The 18,556-nt window shown below is 64.1% G+C and carries 18 protein-coding genes; 10 read left to right on the forward strand and 8 right to left on the reverse strand.

Annotation, left to right across the window (positions count from 1 at the left end; all coding sequences use genetic code 11):
- Positions 1-11: 11 nt before the first annotated feature.
- The 3 genes from CDQ91_RS03515 to CDQ91_RS21655 form a co-directional block, all read right to left on the reverse strand.
- Positions 12-689, reverse strand: a complete 678-nt coding sequence (locus CDQ91_RS03515; protein WP_088471280.1) for an ABC transporter ATP-binding protein — start codon at positions 687-689, stop codon at positions 12-14.
- Positions 682-1,932 carry a lipoprotein-releasing ABC transporter permease subunit gene (locus tag CDQ91_RS03520; RefSeq protein WP_088471281.1) on the reverse strand — a complete coding sequence of 417 codons (1,251 nt, stop codon included), beginning with the start codon at positions 1,930-1,932 and terminating at the stop codon, positions 682-684. The genes CDQ91_RS03515 and CDQ91_RS03520 overlap by 8 nt, the downstream gene beginning before the upstream one ends.
- Positions 1,933-2,563: 631 nt before the next feature.
- Positions 2,564-2,812 carry a hypothetical protein gene (locus CDQ91_RS21655; protein ID WP_237245792.1) on the reverse strand — a complete coding sequence of 83 codons (249 nt, stop codon included), beginning with the start codon at positions 2,810-2,812 and terminating at the stop codon, positions 2,564-2,566.
- On the opposite strand from CDQ91_RS21655, the gene CDQ91_RS22005 reads away from it, so the two are divergent.
- Positions 2,739-2,927: a TonB family protein gene (locus CDQ91_RS22005; protein ID WP_419722539.1), complete on the forward strand. Its 189-nt coding sequence runs from the start codon at positions 2,739-2,741 to the stop codon at positions 2,925-2,927. The two genes, CDQ91_RS21655 and CDQ91_RS22005, sit on opposite strands and share 74 nt — an antisense overlap.
- Here CDQ91_RS22005 and CDQ91_RS03530 read toward each other — a convergent pair whose 3' ends face one another.
- The 4 genes from CDQ91_RS03530 to tpiA form a co-directional block, all read right to left on the reverse strand.
- Positions 2,928-3,611 carry a Crp/Fnr family transcriptional regulator gene (locus CDQ91_RS03530; RefSeq protein WP_088471283.1) on the reverse strand — a complete coding sequence of 228 codons (684 nt, stop codon included), beginning with the start codon at positions 3,609-3,611 and terminating at the stop codon, positions 2,928-2,930. It lies immediately after the preceding gene.
- 27 nt (positions 3,612-3,638) lie between these two features.
- The gene (locus CDQ91_RS03535; RefSeq protein WP_088471284.1) at positions 3,639-5,270 is read right to left on the reverse strand and encodes a CTP synthase; all 1,632 of its coding nucleotides are present in this window, start codon (positions 5,268-5,270) and stop codon (positions 3,639-3,641) included.
- Positions 5,271-5,382: 112 nt separating this feature from the next.
- The gene (secG, locus tag CDQ91_RS03540; protein ID WP_237245793.1) at positions 5,383-5,823 is read right to left on the reverse strand and encodes a preprotein translocase subunit SecG; all 441 of its coding nucleotides are present in this window, start codon (positions 5,821-5,823) and stop codon (positions 5,383-5,385) included.
- 146 nt (positions 5,824-5,969) lie between these two features.
- Positions 5,970-6,722, reverse strand: coding sequence for a triose-phosphate isomerase (tpiA, locus tag CDQ91_RS03545; protein WP_088471285.1), 753 nt, complete (start codon positions 6,720-6,722; stop codon positions 5,970-5,972).
- A 175-nt stretch (positions 6,723-6,897) separates the two neighbouring features.
- Between tpiA and CDQ91_RS03550 the strand changes: the two genes are divergently transcribed.
- From CDQ91_RS03550 to lexA, 9 genes are all read left to right on the forward strand, one after another.
- Complete coding sequence (locus CDQ91_RS03550; RefSeq protein ID WP_088471286.1) at positions 6,898-8,844, forward strand: peptidylprolyl isomerase; 1,947 nt, start codon at positions 6,898-6,900, stop codon at positions 8,842-8,844.
- 8 nt (positions 8,845-8,852) lie between these two features.
- A complete protein-coding gene (trpE, locus tag CDQ91_RS03555) occupies positions 8,853-10,370 on the forward strand; it encodes an anthranilate synthase component I (RefSeq protein ID WP_237245794.1) in 1,518 nt (505 codons plus the stop codon).
- Between the two features lie 6 nt (positions 10,371-10,376).
- Positions 10,377-10,967 (forward strand): anthranilate synthase component II, encoded by a 591-nt coding sequence (locus CDQ91_RS03560; protein ID WP_088471287.1) that lies wholly within the window; start codon positions 10,377-10,379, stop codon positions 10,965-10,967.
- The gene (trpD, locus tag CDQ91_RS03565) at positions 10,964-11,962 is read left to right on the forward strand and encodes an anthranilate phosphoribosyltransferase (RefSeq protein ID WP_088471288.1); all 999 of its coding nucleotides are present in this window, start codon (positions 10,964-10,966) and stop codon (positions 11,960-11,962) included. Before CDQ91_RS03560 ends, trpD begins: the two co-directional genes overlap by 4 nt.
- Positions 11,959-12,744, forward strand: a complete 786-nt coding sequence (gene trpC / locus CDQ91_RS03570; RefSeq protein ID WP_088471289.1) for an indole-3-glycerol phosphate synthase TrpC — start codon at positions 11,959-11,961, stop codon at positions 12,742-12,744. Before trpD ends, trpC begins: the two co-directional genes overlap by 4 nt.
- 300 nt (positions 12,745-13,044) lie before the next feature.
- On the forward strand, positions 13,045-13,503 hold the full coding sequence (locus CDQ91_RS03575; RefSeq protein WP_088471290.1) for an ASCH domain-containing protein: 459 nt from the start codon (positions 13,045-13,047) through the stop codon (positions 13,501-13,503).
- A 504-nt stretch (positions 13,504-14,007) separates the two neighbouring features.
- Entirely contained in the window at positions 14,008-14,481 is a 474-nt protein-coding gene (moaC, locus tag CDQ91_RS03580) for a cyclic pyranopterin monophosphate synthase MoaC (protein ID WP_088471291.1), read from the forward strand.
- Positions 14,478-15,668, forward strand: coding sequence for a molybdopterin molybdotransferase MoeA (locus CDQ91_RS03585; protein ID WP_088471292.1), 1,191 nt, complete (start codon positions 14,478-14,480; stop codon positions 15,666-15,668). Before moaC ends, CDQ91_RS03585 begins: the two co-directional genes overlap by 4 nt.
- Before the next feature lie 66 nt (positions 15,669-15,734).
- Complete coding sequence (lexA, locus tag CDQ91_RS03590; protein WP_088471293.1) at positions 15,735-16,427, forward strand: transcriptional repressor LexA; 693 nt, start codon at positions 15,735-15,737, stop codon at positions 16,425-16,427.
- Here the strand turns inward: lexA and CDQ91_RS03595 are convergent.
- Positions 16,381-18,540, reverse strand: coding sequence for a ComEC/Rec2 family competence protein (locus tag CDQ91_RS03595; protein ID WP_088471294.1), 2,160 nt, complete (start codon positions 18,538-18,540; stop codon positions 16,381-16,383). The two genes, lexA and CDQ91_RS03595, sit on opposite strands and share 47 nt — an antisense overlap.
- Positions 18,541-18,556: the final 16 nt, after the last annotated feature.

Here is an 18,556-nt window from a genome sequence, read left to right on the forward strand (position 1 = left end):
TTGGGCGCAGCCTACGCCTCGATACGCCCGTCGTGCAAGCGCAGCACGCGGTCCATTCGCGCCGCAAGCCGTTCATTATGCGTCGCGACCAGCGCCGCCGAACCATGATCGCGCACGAGGCTGACGAACTGGTCGAATACGCGATCGGCGGTCGCCTCGTCGAGATTGCCCGTCGGCTCGTCGGCGAGCACCAGCATCGGCCGGTTCGCCAGCGCGCGCGCCACCGCGACGCGCTGTTGCTCGCCGCCCGACAGCTTGCTCGGCTTGTGATGCAATCGCTCGGCCAGCCCCAGCCGCCCGAGCAAATCGGCAGCGCGCTCTTCGGCCTCGGCCTGCCCCGCGCCGCGGATCAACTGCGGCAGCACGACATTCTCGATCGCGTTGAAATCGGGGAGCAGGTGATGGAACTGATAGACGAAGCCGATCTTCTCGCGCCGTGTCTTGGTCCGCTCGCCCTGATCATATTGGGTGACGTCATGGCCGTCGATCAGGATTTGGCCCTGAAACCCGCCCTCAAGCAGCCCCACGGCCTGCAACATCGTCGACTTGCCCGACCCAGACGGTCCGAGCAGCGCGACAATCTCGCCGCGCTTCAGATGCGCATCGACCCCGCGCAGCACCTCGATCGTCACATCGGCCTGCGTGAAGCTGCGCTTCAGCGCGCGAAGTTCGAGAATCTGGTCACTCATAACGCAGCACCTGCACCGGATCGGTATTCGCCGCTTTCAGCGCGGGATAAAGCGTCGCGAGGAAACTGAAGACGACTGCCATCACCGCGATCCCGGTGATTTCGAAAGGATCGGGCTTCGACGGCAGTTCAGTGAGGAAACGGATCGACGGGTCCCATAAGGGCTGACCGGTCAAAAATTCGACCCCGCGCAACACGCCTTGCCGGAAGTAGAGCAAGCCAAAACCGAAAACCATGCCCATCATTGTGCCCGCGACGCCGATCGACAACCCAATCGCCATGAAGATGCGCATAACCGAATCGCGCGGCGCGCCCATCGTGCGCAGGATTGCCATGTCGCGCGTCTTGGCGCGCACCAGCATGATCAGCGACGACACGATGTTGAACGCCGCGACGAGGACGATCAGCGACAATATGACGAACATCGCGACGCGCTCGATCGACAGCGCCTCGAACAGACTGGCGTTCATCGATCTCCAGTCTGAAATCACCGCCTGCGCCGCCACTTTTTCGGCCAGCGGTTTCAATATCTCGCCCACCTTGTCAGGATCAGTGACCTTGACCTCGATCATCCCGATCTGGTCGCCGGTGAGCAACAGCAACTGCGCATCCTCCATCGGCATGACGACATAGGCCTTGTCGAAATCATAGACGCCAATCTCGAAAACCGCCGATACGCGGTAACTAATCTCGCGCGGCACCGTGCCGAACGGGGTCGACCGCCCCGCCGGATTGATGATCGTAATGTTCGACCCGACGCTCGCACCAATATTGCGCGCCAGTTCGCTGCCGATCGCGACATTGCCCGAAAGGGAGGTCAGCGTGTCGAGGCTGCCCTGCAACACCTTGCCGCCAAGCGTTTCATTCTTGCGAATGTCGGCCACGGTCATTCCGCGCACCAAAATCCCTTCGACGCGGCCATTGAATGTCGTGAGCAATGGCTGTTCGATCAACGGCGTCGCCGACACCACATCCGGGGTCGCCTTCGCCTGCTTCAGCACGCCTTGCCAGTCGTCGAGCCTGCCGCCGAAACCCTGCACCACCGCATGGCCGTTCAACCCGACGATCTTGTCGAACAGGTCGGCGCGCACCCCGTTCATCACGCTCATCACGATCACCAGCGCCGCAACGCCCAGCGTCACCGCGATAAAGCTGAACGCCGCGGCGACGAAGATGAACCCTTCGCCGCGCTGCGGAAGCATATAGCGTTTGAAGATGGTGCGCTCATAGGGACGCAGGATCATGGAGCGGGCGGCCTTTGGGGCGCGATGCGCATTGCGGTCATGTCGCTGCTTTAGGGAGCCAGGGCAGTGCTGGCAATGGGGCCGCCCTACCGGACTTTATTGCGAACAGCTCGCAAAACCTGTTGCCCAATGGCCACAGCCCTCCGCAAAAGGACAAGCCGACGCTTGCGGAAGGGTGACAAACCCCCACCGGCGTCCTAGCCCCTTCGCTTCTGGATCACGCGGCGAAAGGCCCGGTTTCAGGGAGTGCATGGTCATTCGCCTGACCTGCACAAAAGGGGGATGGCGAAGTTCGTCACAGGCGCCCGGGTCTCGCAAGAGGCCCGGGCGTTGTGATTCAGGGTGCGCGCAATCCGTAACTCCGTTCGCGCCATCGCGCGCAAAGCAGCCATTCGCTCAAAGCCCCTAGATTACACAACAATATATAACTGCCGATGATGCCTTCCGTACATGTCAGGTTGACCACATCAATGTCGACAGATAGCTCATGCACCATGAAGGTTGCCACATTGTTGATCGCTTTATTCTGCACCGTAGGAGTGGGCGCTCAATCTCCATCCTGTTCAATGCCAGACGCGATGCTCGTTTCGGGTTTACCCCTAGGCACGACGTTCCGCGCGAATAGCCAAGGTCATTTCACTTCTTGTTTACCGCCATCAGGCAAGAAACGATCAACGGCTTTCGAAAAAAGCTGTACAAACTTTCTGATGCTGATCGGCCAAACCAAATCCGTGACGCCAATCAATCCCCAGGCGTGGCGAATGCAGCGTCCCGGCTCGATATCTTCCCAAGCAAATGGCACAACGGTGCTGAAGTTACACATTTCATCTGAAGGCAAGCCCGAGACTTGCCTTGTCATCACATCCAGCGGCCACCCCATCCTCGATGAAGCAGCCTGTAGGCAGATGACACAGCAAGCGGATTTCCTCCCGGCAATGGACTGCGGCGGCAATCCAATTGCGTCAACATACACACGATCGGTGGTGTGGAAGTAATTACCCCTCGGATTCGCTGATATCCTCAAGCATATCGGTATCAAGCACGCGCACCCGCCCCTGTTCGAGCGAGATGACCCCCGATTCCTCCCAGCTCCTCAGCTGGCGGTTGATATGCTCGCGGCTCATCCCCGCGAAATTTCCAAGCTCGGTCTGGCTCAGCTCGACACGGTGCGTCGCCTCGACGTCCTGCCGGATCAGCCGCTTAAGATAGCGGGCAAGCCGCGGACCCGACGCATAGGCGCGGTCGCTTTCGATCGTCTGGTCGGCGGTGCGCAGCCGCCGCGCGAGCTGCTGCATCAGCGACCAGGCGAAATCGGGATGGCTCGCGGCGAAATCGCGCAGCGCATTGCGGCCGAGCTGGAGCGCAACGCCCGCGCTGGTCGCCACGACCGATGCGGTACGCTCGCCGCCGTCGAGCAGCGCAATCTCGCCCAGCACCGCGCCGGGTTCGGCATAGGCCAGCACAATCTCGCGCCCATGCGGGCTCAACATCGACACGCGCGCGCTGCCCTCGGTCAGGATGAGCATGCTGTCGCCCGCCTCACCCTGGCTGAGCAATTCCTTGCCCTTGATGAAATTGACCTGGACCGCGCGACCCGCAAGGTCGGCCCAATCCTGAAGGCTCAGACCGGAAAAAATGCTGTCGGGGCCCTGCAATGCGGCGAGTTTCGCGTGATCCATGCCCCTGTCCTTCCCTGTCGCCCCGCCTCAGACGAGGCGGCTCTGCTTCACCGCCGCTTCGATGAACCCGGCAAACAAGGGGTGCGGATCGAAAGGCTTCGACTTGAGTTCCGGATGGAACTGCACCCCGATAAACCACGGATGGTCCGGCCGCTCAACGATTTCCGGCAGCATGCCATCGGGTGACATGCCCGAAAAGACCAGCCCACCCTTTTCAAGGCTCTCGCGATAAGCGCCGTTGACCTCATAGCGGTGGCGGTGGCGCTCGCTGATCTCGTTCGCGCCATAGATGGCGGCGACATGGCTGTTCGGCGACAGCTTGGCTTCATAGGCGCCCAGCCGCATCGTGCCGCCCATATCGGTGTTGGCGCCGCGCTGTTGCAGGCCCTCGGCGCTCATCCATTCGGTGATCAGACCGACGATCGGCTCGTCGGTCGGGCCGAATTCGGTGCTCGACGCCTTTTCGATCCCGCTGGTGTTCCGCGCACCCTCGATGCACGCCATTTGCATGCCAAGGCAGATGCCAAAGAAAGGCACACCGCGTTCGCGCGCAAAGCGCACGCTGGCAATCTTGCCCTCCGACCCGCGCTCGCCGAACCCGCCGGGCACGAGAATACCGTGCATCGGTTCCAGATTCGCGGCGAGCTCGTCGGCCTGCTCAAAAATTTCGGCATCGAGCCAACGGATATTGACCTTCACCCGGTGCGCCAGCCCGCCATGGACCAATGCCTCGTTGAGCGACTTATAGGCATCGGGCAGCGACACATATTTGCCGACGACGCCGATCGTGACTTCACCCTCGGGATGCTGTTTGCGATCCATGATGTCGTACCAGCGCGTCAGATCCGGGTCGGGCGCGTCATGGATGCCGAAATGCCGCAACACCTCGGTATCGAGACCTTCGCCATGATATTGGACCGGCACCGAATAAATGCTGTCGGCGTCGAGCGCGGGAATCACGGCTTCCTTGCGGACGTTGCAGAATTGCGCGATTTTCGCACGCTCGCTGTCGGGCAGCGGCTTTTCGCAGCGGCACAGCAAAATTTCGGGCTGAACGCCCAGCGACGCCAGTTCGCGTACGCTGTGTTGCGTCGGCTTGGTCTTCAGCTCGCCGGCGGCCGCAATATAGGGGACCAGCGTCACATGGACCGAAAGCGTCTTGTCGCGCCCCTCTTCGTTCCGCAGTTGGCGGATCGCTTCGATGAACGGCAGTGATTCGATATCGCCGACGGTGCCGCCAATCTCGCACAGCACGAAATCGAGATCGTCGATATCGGTGCGCGCAAAGGCCTTGATCGCGTCGGTGACGTGCGGGACGACCTGAACCGTCGCGCCCAGATAGTCGCCGCGGCGTTCCTTGGTGATGATCTGCTGATAGATGCGGCCCGAGGTGACATTGTCGCTCTGCCGCGCCGCAACGCCGGTAAAGCGTTCATAATGGCCCAGATCGAGGTCGGTTTCGGCCCCATCGTCGGTCACATAGACTTCGCCGTGCTGATAGGGCGACATCGTGCCCGGATCGACGTTCAGATAGGGATCGAACTTCCGAATGCGGACGCGATAACCTCGCGCCTGCAACAGAGCCGCGAGGCTAGCCGCCATCAAACCTTTGCCAAGGGAGGAGACCACGCCGCCGGTGATAAAAATGAACCGCGCCATGGGAGGAAAGACTTACTCAACAGGAGGGGGACGGCGCAAGCCGTCGAATCGCTTGCGGCGGAAATAAATTCCGCCGCCTTGCGGGTGAAGTTGGGAGGCCGAAGCCGCCGGATTATTTCTTGGCCGGTGCGCCCTGTGCCGGAGCCTCGGGAGCCGCAGCCGCTGCCACAGCGGCCGCCAGCGGATCATCGGTGGCCGGAGTGGCGGGCGCTGCGCCCGGAGCGCCCTGCGCCGGGCCGGTCAGCGACGACGGGCCTGCCGCTGCGCCGCCGCTCTGCTGCGCGGTTTTCGACAGCGAGGTATCGATGCTCGATCCGCCACGGCCGACCGAAGCCATTGCCGCGAGAAGGATCGACAGACCGACGAACAGCGTCGCCAGGATTGTCGTTGCCCGGGTCATGAAATCCGCCGCACCGCGCGCCGAAAGCAGGCCCGCAGGGCTGCCGCCGACCCCCAGACCGCCACCTTCCGACTTTTGCATCAGAATGGCGCCGATCATCACGGCCGCAACAAGGGCCTGAACGACGAGCACAAAGGTGAACAGATTGGACATCGAAATTTCCCGAACTTGCACGGCCTCACACGGACCATGCCCGCCGCGCACATAGAGACGAAGCCGCTTCGCTTCAACCCACAGCGTGCGCGGATCTGCCTCGTATAAGCGTAGCCCCCGCGAAGGCGGGGGCTACGCTTATACGCTCAACCCAATGCCGCGGCCGCCGCCACGATCGGCAAGAACTTGGCTGCCGTCAGGCTCGCTCCGCCAACCAGCGCACCATCGACATCGCCCGCATCCAGCAATTCGGCTGCATTCTCTCCATTGACCGAGCCACCATAAAGAATCCGCATATCGCCCGCCGCCGTCGCGCCCGCCTGTTCGGTCAGCTTGGCGCGGATCGCCCCATGCATCGCCGCGACGTCACCGACTGTCGGAACCAGCCCGGTACCGATCGCCCAGATCGGTTCATAAGCAATCGCCAGCCGCGCTGCATCGAAATCGCCGGGCAACGAGCCCGCAACCTGCGCCAGCACATATGCTATCGCATCGCCCGATTCGCGCACCTCGCGCGGTTCGCCAACGCATAGGATGACCGAAAGACCGGCGCCGAGCGCCGCAATGGCCTTGGCCTGCACGTCGGCGTCGCTTTCGCCGCAACCTTCACGCCGTTCGCTATGCCCGACGATCACCAACGTCGCACCCGCATCGGCGAGCATCGGCGCCGCAACCGAACCGGTGAAGGCGCCTGAGGTGGCGCTGTGGCAATCCTGCCCGCCAACCGCCGCGCCCGGCACCGCTGCGGCCATGGCACCGATCAGCGTGAAGGGCGGACACAGCGCGACATCGACCGCTGCATGATCCCTTGCCGCGGCGAAGATCGCCTGCGCTTCGCCGATCGAATCCGCCAGGCCGTTCATCTTCCAGTTGCCGACCACATATTTGCGCCGTGCCATTATCCTGCTTCTCCTGTTCGCGATATCAATGCCCCCGCCCTAGCGGCGCGCGGGGCGAAGTGGCAAGTCAGGTGCGCACTCCCGCCATCACGATACTTCCATTTCGCCGGGACAGACTCTAAAGCATCGCGCAACCGCGCTTTGACGAGCGCCTTCGCGAAAGAATGCCCGCTCCATGATCACCGCCATTCGCCGCCTCTTCGGATCCACGATCGGTAAGGTCCTTGCTCTCGGCTTCGTCGTCCTCGTCGGCCTGGCTTTCGCGCTCGGCGACGTAACCGGCAACGCCAATTTTGGCGGCGTCGGCGGCGCCAATGCGGCGAGGGTGGGCAACACCGACATCGGGGTCGGCGAGCTGCGCGACCGGGTGAAACAGGCCTATGATCAGGCACGGCAGCAACAGCCCACACTGACTATGGCGGCGTTCGTCGAATCGGGTGGACTCGATCAGGTGCTGGACCAGCTTGTCGAGGGCGCCGCCTTCGACCAGTTCGCCAGCGATCTCGGCTTTGGCGTCAGCAAGCGGTTGATCGACGGCCGCATCGCCGACTTGCCTGTCTTTGCCGGCGTGTCCGGGAAATTCGACCAGACGCGCTTCGAAACCTTCCTGCGCCAGAACGGCATCAGCGAGGCACAGCTACGCCGCGACATCCGCCAGCAATTGCTGGCCGAACAGCTCGCCAGCCCCGTGGGCACGATGCCCGCAATCTCACCGGCGATCGCTCAGCCCTATGCCGCGCTGCTGATGGAACAGCGCCGTGGTCAGGCGACCTTCATCCCCGCCAGCCCCTTCGCCCCCGCCGCCGATCCGGGAGATGCGGTGCTGAAGAAATATCTGTCGCAGCATACGGCCCAGTTCACCGTCCCCGAACGCCGCGTGATCCAATATGCGCTCTTCGATCGCGCCGCGGTTCCCGTCCCCGCTGTCACCGACGCCGAAATCGCCAAAGTCTATAAGGACAATGCCGCCCAGTTCGCGGCCAGCGAGACGCGCCGTTTTGCTCAGGTTATCGCCCCCGATCAGGCGACCGCCAATGCGATCGCGACCAAGGTCCGGGCCGGAACCCCGCTCACCACCGCCGCGCAGGCTGCGGGCCTGTCCGCTGCAACCACCGGCGACCTGACCCAGTCATCCTATGCCGCAACGACCAGCGCCGCGGTCGCCAAGGCCGCCTTTGCCGCCAAGAGCGGCGACGTGCTCGGGCCGACGCAGACCGGCCTCGGATGGGCAATCGCGCGGGTCGAGAATGTGACCCCCAAGCCAGCGCGCAGCTTGGCCGATGCCAGCGAGGAAATCCGTACCGAGCTCGCCAAGAACAAGGCGAACGAGGCGATCGTCGACTATTATAACGCGCTTCAGGATGCAGTGAACGGCGGCGCCTCGATCCAGGAGGTCGCGGCCGACCGCAAGCTCACGCTCTCCGAAACGCCCGCGCTGCTGGCCAACGGCCAGGCACCGGGCCAGCCCGGCTTTGCCCTGCCCCCCGAACTCGCCCCGATGGTCGCCCAGGCGTTCCAGTCTGATGGCGAAGGCGACGGCCATCTTGCAACGCTGGTCGAGAATGAAAAATTCGCGGTCTATTCGGTCAAGTCGATCGTCGCGGCGGCGCCGCCGCCCTTCGCCCAGATCCGTCCCAATCTCCTTGCCGAATGGCGCTTTGCCGAGGGGCAGAAGGTCGCTCGCGACAAGGCGCGCGCCATCGTAAAAACGGTCGAAAGCGGCAAGAGCCTCGCCGACGCCGTGCGTACCGCGGGCCCGAACATTGGCGGCGTCCAGCCGATCGGCGGCACCCGCGCCGAACTGGGTCAGAATGGCCAGCCCGTCCCGCCCGAACTCGCCCTTCTCTTCTCGATGGCGCAGGGCAGCGTGAAGACGCTGGAAATCCCCGGCAATCGCGGCTGGATGGTGATCGCGCTCGACGAAGTGCGGCGCCCCGATCCCAAAAGCATCGAGCCCGGACGTGTTGCCGCCATCGCCCGCCCGCTCGCATCGGCCTTTGGCAGCGAGCTGGTTGATCAACTCGCTGCGGAAGCAAAGCGCCGCGCAAATGTGAAGATCAACAAGGATCTGGTCGAACAGCTGCGCCGCGAACTCACCGGCGCCACGCAAGCGGCCGAATAGGGCGGGCCGTGACACTGGAGGGCAGAGCTGCAGCGCTTGAGGCGCTGGCGCAGGGGCGCGGCGCGGTCGTGTGGCAGCGGCTGATCGCCGACATTGAAACCCCGGTTTCGGCGGCGCTCAAGCTGATCGAACCGGGCCGGGGCGACTGGGTACTCGAATCGGTCGAAAGCGGCGAAACCCGCGGGCGCTACAGCCTGATCGGGCTCGACCCCGATCTGATGTTCGAAGTCACCGGCGACGCCGCGCGGATCAACCGCGACTGGCGCCGCGACCGCGACGCCTTTGCGCCCGTCGCCGCTCCGGCGCTTCAGGCGCTGCGCGATCTCGTCGCCGAATGTCGCTTCGACGTGCCCGAGGGCCTGCCCAAGGCGCTAGCAACCCTCGTCGGCTTCTTCGCCTATGAAACCATCGGCCTCGTCGAGCGCATCCCGCGCGCGCCGGGCGCGGGGCTTGGCCTGCCCGACATGGTCTTCGTCCGCCCGACGACGATCCTCGTCTTCGATCGCCTCGCCGACGAGCTGTTCCTTATCGCGCCGATCTGGCCCGACGCCAATGCGCCCATCGACCGGATGATCGACGCGGCGCAGGACCGGCTCGAGGATATCGCCGCACGGCTTTCGCGCGTCAGCGCCCATGCCGAGCGCGCGACGACTGAGGCGCTGCCCGCGGACATCACAGCTAACCCGGCAACCACGCCCGAACGCTTCACCGAGATGGTGGCGACGGCGAAGGAATATATCGCCGCAGGCGACATCTTTCAGGTCGTGTTGTCGCAGCGTTTCTCGACCCCTTTCGACCTGCCGCCATTCGATCTCTATCGCGCGCTGCGGCGGATCAACCCCTCGCCCTTCCTCTATTTCCTCGACCTGCCCGGCTTTGCGCTCATCGGCTCGTCGCCCGAAATTCTCGTCCGGGTACGCGATGGCGAAATCACCATCCGCCCGATCGCCGGTACACGCCCACGCGGCAAGACGAGCGCCGAGGATGTTCAGAACCGCGAATCGCTGCTCGCCGACCCCAAAGAACGCGCCGAACATCTGATGCTGCTCGACCTCGGCCGCAACGACGTCGGCCGCGCGGCAATGGGCGGAACCGTGACCGTGACCGACAGCTATACGGTCGAATTTTACAGCCATGTCATGCACATCGTCTCGAACGTCATCGGCCGCATCGCCCCCGACAAGGACGCGATCGACGCCTTGTTCGCGGGCTTCCCGGCAGGCACCGTCAGCGGCGCGCCCAAGGTCCGCGCTTGCCAGATCATCGCCGAGCTCGAAGCCGACGCGCGCGGCGCTTACGCTGGCGGGGTCGGCTATTTCGCCCCCGACGGCAATATGGACAGCTGCATCGTGCTGCGCACCGCGATCGTCAAGGACGGCGAAATGCATGTTCAGGCCGGCGCCGGCATCGTCGCCGACAGCGAAGCCGCCTATGAACAGCGCGAGTGCGAGGCGAAAGCCGGCGCCCTCTTCGCCGCGGCGCGCGAAGCGGTGCGGCTTGCCGTCACCCCCGGTTATGGGCAGTAGGACGCCATGATCCTCGTCATCGACAATTACGACAGCTTCACCTTCAACCTCGTTCACTATCTGATCGAGCTGGGGGCCGAAGTGCGCGTCGAGCGCAACGATGCGCTGACCGCCGCAGAAGCGCTCGCGACCGGCGCCGACGCGATGCTCATCTCGCCCGGCCCGTGCACGCCGAACGAGGCCGGAATCAGCCTCGATCTCGTCGCCGCCTGCGCCGAAGCCCGACGCCCGTTGCTCGGCGTCTGCCTCGGCCATCAGGCGATCGGCCAGCATTTCGGCGGCACCGTCCAGCGCGGTCATCTGATGCACGGCAAGACCTCACCCGTCTGTCACGACGGCACCGGGCTCTTCACCGACCTCCCCTCGCCGCTCACTGCGACGCGCTATCACAGCCTCGAAGTCGTCGACATTCCCGCCAGCCTCGCGATCAATGCGACCAGCGACGACGGCGCGGTGATGGGCTTCCGCCACGTCGATCTCCCGATCCACAGCGTGCAGTTCCACCCCGAAAGCATCGCCACCGAACATGGCCATGCGATGCTCGCCAATTTTCTTCGCATTGCAGGACTGCCGGTCAGCGCACGGAAAGCGGCATGAGCCGTTTCGGCCCCTTTCCCGATCCGTCGACCCTGCTCGCCGACGACGAGGCCGCCGCAGCCTTCGCGACGATGCTCGACGGCGGCGCGAGCGGCGAGCATATCGCCGAATTTTTGAGCGCTCTGTCCGATCGCGGTGAAACGATGGTCGAAATCGCCGCTGCGGCGCAGGCGATGCGCGACCGGCTGATCCCCATCAACGCCCCCGCCGGCGCGATCGACGTCTGCGGCACCGGCGGCGACGGCCATCACACGCTTAACGTCTCGACCGCCGTCGCAATCGTCGTCGCAGCATGCGAAGTTCCAGTCGCAAAGCACGGAAATCGCGCAGCTTCTTCGAAATCCGGCGCCGCCGACACGCTTGAAGTTCTCGGCCTCGACATGGAGCGCGCGTCGCAGCTTGCGGAAGCCCAGCTCGCTCACCTCGGCATCTGCTTCCTCTTCGCCGCGCATCATCATCCGGCGATGAAGCGCATCATGCCGATCCGCAAGGCTCTCGGCCGCCGCACCATTTTCAACCTGATGGGTCCACTCGCCAATCCGGCGCGCGTCACCCGCCAACTCGTCGGAATCGCACGCCCCGCCTATGTCGCCGTCTATGCCGAGGCGCTGCACCGGCTCGGTACCGAACATTCCCGCGTGATTTCGGGCGACGAAGGCCTCGACGAGCTCTCGCTCGCGGGCGGCAACGAGGTCGCGGTAGTAACCCCCGAAGGCGTTCGGATGCAGCGCAGCCACGCCGCCGACGCCGGCCTGCCCACCCGCCCGCTCGCCGACATTCGCGGCGGCGACGCCGCCTATAATGCCAAGGCTCTCCGCGCGTTGCTTCAGGGCGAGCCCGGGGCCTATCGTGACGCCGTACTCTATAATGCCGCCGAGGCGCTCGTCGTCGCAGGCACCGTCGACAATATGATCGATGGGGTTGAGGAAGCCGCCGAAGCCATCGACAAGGGTCTTGCCAACGCGCTGCTCAACTGCTGGATCGCCTATAAATGAACAAGTTAACGAAAATTCTTGCCACCAAATCTGAAGAGGTCGCCGAACGCCGCGCGCTGCGCTCGCTCGCACAGCTCGATGCCATCGACGCCGGCCCGGTGCGCGGCTTCGCCGCTGCCTTGCAAGCCAAGATCGACGCTGGCGGCTTCGCGCTGATCGCCGAGATCAAGAAGGCTTCACCGTCCAAGGGCTTGATAAGAGAAGATTTCGATCCTGCTGATCACGCCCGCGCCTATGCCGCGGGCGGCGCCGCCTGCCTGTCGGTGCTCACCGATGCACCCTGGTTTCAGGGCCATGAAGATTTTCTGATCGCCGCGCGTGCCGCATGCAACCTGCCGGTCCTCCGCAAGGATTTCATGGTCGACCCCTGGCAGGTCGCCGAAGCCCGCGCGATCGGCGCCGACGCAATCCTGATCATCGTCGCCGCGCTCGAAGACGCCATGATGCGCGACATCGAGGCCGCGGCAATCGAACGCGGCATGGACGTCCTCGTCGAAGTCCATGACGAGGCCGAGCTCGACCGCGCGCTGTCGCAGCTTCAGTCGCGGCTGATCGGCGTCAACAACCGCGACCTGCGCAGCTTCGAAACCGATCTGGGCGTCACCGAACGGCTAGCGAAACTGGTCCCGCCCGGCACGCTTCTTGTCGGCGAAAGCGGCATCGCGAACCACGCCGACTGCCAGCGCCTCGCGCAAAGCGGCGTCAAAACCTTCCTCGTCGGCGAAAGCCTGATGCGCCAGCACGACGTCACGGCGGCAACCAGGGCGCTGCTAGAGGGGTAGCGCGAGCCCTGGAGCGCATTTTCTGCGTGCGATTGTGGCCAGCTGATGCAGCCGTGCGGCCCGATCAGCGAGCCACGGTCTGCTTTTTACGATTTCTCGCTAGAGGCGGACGGTCCTCCAACCCGCCACCCGCAGCCTTTCGAATCTTAGATGGAAATCGGTGAAAGCGGACACTGGTCACTTCGTCGGTTCTACGATCGGAAACGGCCCATATGCGTATTCCGTAGACTTCGCCAAGGTTCCGATCGCGGGATCTTTCCGTTTGTTGAGTTTTACATACGGTACTGATAACAGGGGCGAATGCATCCTTCGGTCCCCCTTCTTTGGCAGCGTTTTCGCGTTTTCAATCCCTCCGCACCGGCTGACTTGCCAGATGCATTTCACTTCTGCGACAATCAGGAGGATGCAAATACCTGTGCTAATCTTGTCGTCGCAGGCCGTAAACGCGCTACTGCATCTTCTCTCGCCGAACTCGAGATCACTGGAGTGGCATTGCCAAAGGTCGATGACTACGCGATCGTCACCGACTGGGAAGGCCAAGCGAAAGCCGTAATTCAAACCAAGTCTATCGACGTCAAAACATTCATCGAGGTTACCGAGGATTTCGCGCGCGAAGAGGGCGAAGGCGATCTTACACTAGGATGGTGGCGAACGGCGCATCGCGCTTATTATGAACGGGTGCTGGCAGGCAGCCAATATCAAGTCCATGACGAGCTTCAAATTGCATGCGAGAGATTTGAGGTTGTGATGACTGCCTGAGCAAAATGGCATTCGTGATCGCAGCTTTCGCCTTGAGACATGCCAGTCCGACCGGTCGCCAGCCGCCTGTCATCACCACTATCCATTCCAGATCTCGGATAATCAGGGTTATCTGGTCGGCGTCGAATAGCAGGCGCAGCACCAGACTCGAGAGAAGGCCGCGCGAGTCCGTTTTTTTGTTGGCCCCGACGCCGAGCACTATGTCCGTTATCCGAGTATGTGCTCAGAACCCGACGGTCTCCAAACTGCCAGGTTCAGCGGTAAACTGCCGACCGATCGCAAACTTCGCCGGAACGTCTCCTGTGGGGCGGGAAGCAGACGTTGCCCACCCTCCTCATCCTGGGCGTGCCTTCCCGAGGCACGGAACGCGACCGTGAGTGGCTTGAACTAAAGGGCGCGCAGAGGAACTGACCACAACCGGTCGCATGCACCGCCACGCTTCTCTCCGATTTTACCCTCGTCGCCCCTTGCCTTTACTCCCGCACATTGCTTCGCTCCGTCCGCATGGCAGATAAACCGACTCACCTCGACGAAAGCGGCGCCGCATCGATGGTCGATGTCGGCGCAAAGGCATCCACCCAGCGCCGCGCCGTCGCGGGCGGGCGCATCACCATGTCCGCGGACGCGCTGGAGGCGATCCGCAGCGGCAATGCGCCAAAGGGCGACGTCCTCTCAACCGCACGTATCGCCGGTATTATGGCGGCGAAGAGGACCGCCGATCTCATCCCGCTCTGCCACCCGATCGCGCTCTCCAACGTCGGCGTCGAATTCGACTGGGAAGCGACCGGCATAGCGGTCCGCGCGACCGCCGCAACCACTGGTCCCACCGGGGTCGAGATGGAGGCGCTGACCGCAGCGTCGGTCGCGCTGCTCACCCTTTACGACATGGCCAAGGCGCTCGACCGCGCGATGATCCTCGGTGACATTCGCCTGCTCGAAAAGAGCGGCGGACGATCGGGCGACTGGCGCGCCGAGTGAGCGACCTGCTGCCCGTTGAGGAAGCGCAGGCGCGGCTCTTGGCCCTGCGCGATCCACTGACGTCAGAAAATATTGCCTTATCCTATGCGCTTGACCGATATATTTCAGAAGATGTGAGAGCAAAGCGCGACCAGCCGGCCGCACCCATATCGGCGATGGATGGCTATGCGATCCGCTTCGCGGACCTGCCCGGTCCATGGACCATCGTCGGCGACATCGCCGCCGGAACCACGCCGCAGCGCGCGGTCGGCGCGGGCGAAGCCATGCGCATCTTCACCGGAGCGATACTTCCCGACGGCGCCGACACGATTCTCATTCAGGAAGATACCACAACCGACGGAAATATCCTGACATTATCGCGGAACGGCCCCGATACCTGCCGTCGCCACGTCCGCGCGCGCTCTGGCGATTTCGCCAGCGGAGCGCGGCTGCTCGAGGCCGGAACACGCCTGACCCCCGGCGCCATCGCCGCCGCCGCGATGGGCGGTGCGGGTTCGCTAAACGTCGGCGGACGGCCGCGCGTTGCGATCCTGACCACGGGCGATGAACTCGTACCGCCGGGACACCCGCTCGCCCCGGGCCAGATCCCCGACAGCAACGGTGTAATGCTCGCCGCGATGCTCGCCGCCGAACCCGCCCGGATCAGCATGCCGCTCAACGCCCGCGACGACCGCGACCTTCTATCCAGCATTCTCAAGGACCTGGCGTGCCACCACGACGTCATCGTTACGGTCGGGGGCGCCTCGGTCGGTGATCACGATCATGTCCGCGGCGCACTAGAAGACGCGGGCGGGCGGATCGACTTCTGGAAGATCGCGATGCGGCCCGGCAAGCCGCTGCTCGCGGGCACCGTTGGCGACGCGGTTTTACTCGGCCTGCCTGGTAACCCATCATCAGCTTTCGTCACCGCAACGCTGTTCCTCCTGCCGCTCGTCCGCCACCTCGCCGGTGCAAGCGCTCCGCTGCCGCCGATCCATCAGGCGCCCCTTGCTGCACCGCTCGCCGCCGGGGATAGCCGCCGCGATTATCTTCGCGCGCGACTCGTCGGTGGGCGACTGACCCCCTTCGTCACGCAGGACAGCGGCCAGACTTTTCCGCTGATCGCCGCCAACGCACTGATCATCCGCGAAATCGGCGCTCAGCCACGCGCCGTCGGAGATATCGCCGATTATATCGCCATCGCTTGACAAGTTCCGCTCTGTTCCACTATCGTTCTCCTTATGTCCGGTATTTGGCATCATGGAGAATGAACGATGTTGACGGCGAAGCAGCATGAACTGCTCCACTTCATCCAGGAACGGCTTGACACGAGTGGCATTTCGCCCTCGTTCGAGGAGATGAAGGAAGCACTTGGCCTCAAGTCCAAATCCGGAATTCACCGACTTATCAGCGCCTTGGAAGAGCGCGGCTTCCTCCGTCGCCTCCCTAACCGCGCCCGCGCGCTCGAAGTGCTGAAGGTGCCCGACGCCGCCAGGGCGGCAAATGCGCCCGTGCACAATGATCGCGACAATATTGTGCCGTTGCGCAAGCCTGCCCCCGCGCTACGCCCCATCGCCGCGAACGACGTCATCGAAGTCCCGCTGCACGGCAAGATCGCCGCCGGCGTTCCGATCGAAGCGTTTGAGGATCACAATAATCTCGCGGTCCCCGCCGCGCTGCTTGGCGCGGGCGAACATTATGCGCTCGAAGTATCGGGCGACTCGATGGTCGAGGCGGGCATCTTCGACGGCGATTATGCGCTGATCCAGAAAGCCAGCACCGCGCGCGAAGGCGATATCGTCGTCGCGCTGGTCGATGGTCAGGACGCAACGCTCAAATATTTCCGCCGCGAAGGCCAGATGATCCGGCTCGATCCCGCGAACAGCGCCTATGAACCGCAGCGCTACGCCGCCGATCGCGTCATTGTACAAGGTCGCCTGTCGGGACTGCTTCGTCGTTACCACTGACCTGCGGCGGGCGACGCCACGGATGGTCGTCGCCCGCGCGCATTGCGGTAATGACGTGCGGATCGTCGCCCAGATAAATGGCTAGCCCGCCACTTGTCGCCAGGCTGTCGCGATCGACCGTCAGCCAGCGGGCGATGCACTCGCGCGGTAACCACCGGTCGCTGATCACAACATCGGCGGCCGCGCACGCCGCGGCCATATCGGCCCCCTCAATCCGATCACGACCGCGCGAGACGAGGATGGCGCGCTGCGTCACCCCTTCGCCCTGTTGCCAGCGACAGAAATCGGCATTGCATTCGACATGATCGAGATCGGAAAGCGCGGCCAGCGGCGCGTCGTGGCCCGCCGCTTCCGCCATCGTGTCACGAACATAATCACCCGCGCGGTCACGAAGCAGCGCATAACCGCCGGCCGGTACAGCGGCCGCGATATGGCGGCCATCGCTCGTCACGAGCACATCGGGGCGCGGCTGCGCGAGCAGCGCAGCGACCCCGATCGCGAGCGGCACGAAGCCCGCCCGCCGCCAGCGCGTCTGCCACAACAGCAGCCATAGCCCACCGAAGATCGCTAATCCGAAGCCCCAGGCCGGAAAGCTCGGCAGCATGGCGACCGCCCCCGGCGCCGCCGCAACCATGTGCGCAAGCGCGAGCAGCAGATCCAGCGCCTGCCCCGCCACCCACCAGAAGGGCGCGCCGAGCCCGACGCTATCGAACAACAAAGCCAGCGCCTCGGCAGGCATGATGACAAAGGTCGTCAGTGGAATCGCCACAACATTGGCGAGCGCGCCGTAAAGCCCCGCCTTGTGGAAATGGAACAGCGCGATCGGCGCCAGCGCAACTTCGATTACGAGGCCCGTGATCAGCAATCCGACTATGCCGCGCCCAAGCCGGATGATCCAGAATTCGTTGCGACGCTCAAGGAAGGCGCGCATCCGGCGGCTTTCATGAAGCGCGATGATCGCGGTGACCGCCGCAAAGCTCAGCTGAAAACTTGGCCCCGCGAGCGATTCGGGGCGCCAGATCAGCACAATCAGCGCGCCCGCCGCGACAAGCCGTAAGGTCAACGCTTCGCGCCCGAGCAGAAAGGCAAAAAGCACGAGCAGCGCGGCGATGAACGAGCGCAGAGTCGGAACCTCAGCCCCCGCGAGCAAAGTATAGGCGCCGCCCGCAATCGCCCCGGCAGCCGCAGCGAGCGGCAGCACATATCCCGCGAGCGCGAGCCGCCGGTTGAGCGCCAGCAACCGCATCGTCAACAGCATCGCAAAGCCCACCACCGCGGTCACATGCAGCCCGCTGATCGATAGAAGATGCGCAAGCCCGCTGCGCCGCATCGCCTCTTCTTCCGCCTCGGCGATCGCGCCGCGATCACCGGTGACCAGCGCGGCGGCGATGCCTCCTGCCGACCCTTCCAACTGGCCGTGAATATGCGCACTGAGCCGCGCACGCAGCGGCGGCGTGCGTGCCCCCCGCCCTTCAACCCGCGTGATCGTCCCAAGGATCGTGCCGACGGCCCCGATGCGATCAAACCACGCGCGCTGGGCGAAATCATAGCCGCCGGGCAGGCTCGCCGCAGGCGGCGGCATCAACCGGGCGCGAACGCCAATATGCTCACCGGGCATGACATCGCCCGCCCGTTCGCTGTCAGCGGTCAGCCGCATGCGCGGCGGCAGGTCGGCCCGGTAATGCGCTCGGACGATAAAGCGCACCTGCCCGCGCGCCGGCAAAGGCTCGACGCGCTCGACAGACGCGGAAAATTCGGTGGTAATCGGCCGCGCGAGTACCGGCGCCGCAACCCACAGCGACCGCGCCCAGATCAGCAACACGCCCGCCGCCATCACGCCGCAGCCGACCGCGACCATTCGCCCGATCCGGCCTTGCCAACCAATCAATAGCCCGCCCAGAACCCCCGCAGCGAGCAGCAGCAGAAGCCCGATCCAATGCGCCTCAGCCGGAAGAATGAACCAGGCAGCGACGCCTGCGCCGAGCGCGACGGGCAACCAAAGTCCGATCCGCTCGCGCTCCGCCTCCAGCCGCGTCTCGAGCGCATCGGCCAGCCTGCGCCATCCCGCAAGCCAGCGCGTACCAATGGGCGTTTGAAGCTGCCTTGTCGCCATGCTAGGGGCTCCCCCG

The organism is Sphingopyxis witflariensis (assembly GCF_002205635.1).
GTDB lineage: Bacteria > Pseudomonadota > Alphaproteobacteria > Sphingomonadales > Sphingomonadaceae > Sphingopyxis > Sphingopyxis witflariensis.